The organism is Acidithiobacillus sp. TH-A36 (assembly GCF_057473445.1).
Map to the genome: position 1 here is coordinate 1 of NZ_JBYCKP010000202.1, position 2,563 is coordinate 2,563.

The 2,563-nt window shown below is 55.4% G+C and carries 3 protein-coding genes; all 3 read left to right on the top strand.

Going from position 1 to position 2,563, the window contains the following annotated elements; all coding sequences use genetic code 11:
* A partial coding sequence (locus AC2VLY_RS05345) for a [protein-PII] uridylyltransferase family protein (protein WP_486921897.1) occupies window positions 1-1,394 on the top strand: 1,394 nt, incomplete at its 5' end.
* A 12-nt stretch (window positions 1,395-1,406) separates the two neighbouring features.
* Window positions 1,407-2,330, top strand: coding sequence for a branched-chain amino acid transaminase (locus tag AC2VLY_RS05350; RefSeq protein WP_486921898.1), 924 nt, complete (start codon window positions 1,407-1,409; stop codon window positions 2,328-2,330).
* An 87-nt stretch (window positions 2,331-2,417) separates the two neighbouring features.
* A complete protein-coding gene (locus AC2VLY_RS05355) occupies window positions 2,418-2,546 on the top strand; it encodes a zinc-finger domain-containing protein (RefSeq protein ID WP_226857184.1) in 129 nt (42 codons plus the stop codon).
* Window positions 2,547-2,563: the final 17 nt, after the last annotated feature.

Genomic DNA, 2,563 nt, shown 5'->3' on the forward strand with positions numbered 1-2,563 from the left:
CACGACTCTGGCGCTTTGCCCATAGTCGGGATGTCTCTTTGCGGCTATCCACTGAAGGACGCCAGCGTCTGGATAATTTGCTGCCGCAGATACTGGAAATTTGTGCACAGGAAGCCGATAGCGAAGCGCTTCTGCAACATTTTCTGAACCTGCTGGAAGCCATACTCAGCAAAGCCAATTACCTCGCGCTCCTCGCCGAAAACCCCCGCTATCTGCAGCATTGCAGCGCGCTGCTGCACAGTCCCTGGTTAGCGCAGCAACTCGCCCGCTTTCCCGTGCTGCTCGATGATGTCCTCAGCAACAACCATCAGCCCGGGCAATGGCCGGAAATTCTCCACGCCCAACTACAGTATGCGGAAGACCAGGAAGAACGCATGGATGCCCTGCGGCGCTTTAAAAATGCCGAACTGGTACGCCTGGCGGCCAGCTTCTGGACGCAGCAGTTACCTATTGAGTCGTTACTGCGGCAGCTCAGCGATCTGGCACAACTTACCCTGCAAACGGCGCTGGATTGGGCCCGGCTGGAAATGGAACGCCGCCATGGCCGGATCTGCGCTCAGGATGGACAGACAGCATCTTTTGCGGTCATCGCTTTGGGCAAGCTGGGTGGTCAGGAAATGGGCTTCGCCTCAGACCTGGATCTGATTTATTTATATGACGCCCCACCTGATGCAGAAAGTGACGGTCCAGCGCCCCTTCCCGCCTCCACCTGGTATGCCCGCCTGGGACAAAGGCTCATCCACCTGCTCAGCACGCTGACCCGCGCCGGCATATTGTATGAAATTGACATGCGCCTGCGACCCAGCGGCCAATCCGGCCCCCTGGTCAGCAGTATGGAAACTTTCAGTCGCTACCAGCACCAATCCGCCTGGACATGGGAGCATCAGGCCCTGACCCGCGCCCGCTGGGTGGCCGGCGACTCACAGTTAGGAGTACGTTTCGAACAATTGCGTCATGCCATTTTGAGTTCCGAAAGAGACGCCGAGACCTTGAAAAGTGCCGTGTGGAGTATGAGAAAACGTATTTTCGACAATAAAAACATAGCCCCACAAGCTTTTCATCTGAAATTAAGCCCGGGTGGACTGACAGATATCGAGTTTCTTGTACAATTTGCTATGCTAGGCGCTTGCCCAGAGCAGCCGGATTTGTGTCAGAATACCGGCACCGCAGCAGCCATCAGGGCCTTGGTGCAATCCGGTGTTTGGAATGCCCGACAAGGCTCTGATTTGCTGCATGCCTGGAAACTGTACCGGCAAGTAGAAAACGAACGCTGGCTGAACTTGCAGGAAAACAATGTTCATGCCGATGATACCCCGCATTGGGGGGCTTTGCAGGACGCCTCAGAAAAGGTGCGAGTCATCTGGCAGGAATGGATTGGCAGTTATACGGATTAAGGAGAAGTAAAAATGTCCATGGCGGATCGTGACGGTTTTATCTGGTTTGATGGCAAAATGGTGCCCTGGAGAGAAGCTACGGTGCATGGACTGACCCACAGCCTCCATTATGGCATGGGTTGTTTCGAGGGCGAGCGTGCTTATGCCACTCCCCAGGGAGCCGCCATTTTTCGTTTGCCGGAGCATACCAAACGGCTGTTCAACAGCGCCAAAATCCTGCAGATGGAAGTACCATTCACGGAAGCAGAAATCAATGCGGCCACCAGGGAAGTGATTCGCGTAAACCAGCTGGAGTCTGCCTACATTCGCCCACTGCTGTTCTATGGCGCCGAAGGCATGGGCTTATCTGCCAAAGGCCTGAAAGTCCATGCCCTCATTGCTGCCTGGAGCTGGGGCAGTTATCTGGGGCAGGAGGCGCTTGAAAAAGGCATCCGCGTCAAGGTCAGTTCCTTCAATCGTCATCAGGTGAACATCCACCTGTGCAAAGCCAAGGCTACCGGCAATTATATGAACTCCATGCTGGCCCAGCGCGAAGCCTCGTCCTGCGGATATGATGAAGCCTTGCTGCTGGACCGAGAAGGCTATGTAGCCGAAGGTTCCGGCGAAAACGTATTCATGGTGCGCGATGGCATTCTCTATACTCCCACCCTGACCAGCGCCCTGGAAGGCATAACCCGCGACACGATTCTCCGTTTTGCCCGGGATGCCGGCATTCCCATTGTTGAAAAACAACTCACCCGCGATGAATTTTATATTGCCGATGAGGCTTTCTTTACAGGTACCGCCGCAGAAGTCACGCCGATTCGCGAAATTGATGGAAGAGTCATTGGTAGTGGCAGTCGGGGGTCCATCACCAGCCAGCTGCAAAGCCGTTATTTCGAGACGGTCGCGGGACGTCGGGATGATCACCCCGAATGGTTGCATCACGTCGCCTGAACCATGAAAAACGCCATTCACTGCTGCGACAAGGGGTTCACCGAGGTGGAACCCCAACAGTTACCGCTCTATTGCCCACAGCCGGAGATGAGCCGCTGGAACGGTCACCCCCGGGTATTCCTCAAAATTGAAGAAACGGGCGAAGCCCGGTGTCCCTACTGCGGCACGCTCTACGTATTGAAGGGTGGGCCGCTGAAAAAGGCAGCAGGACACTAGGTCTGGATGGAATCGGC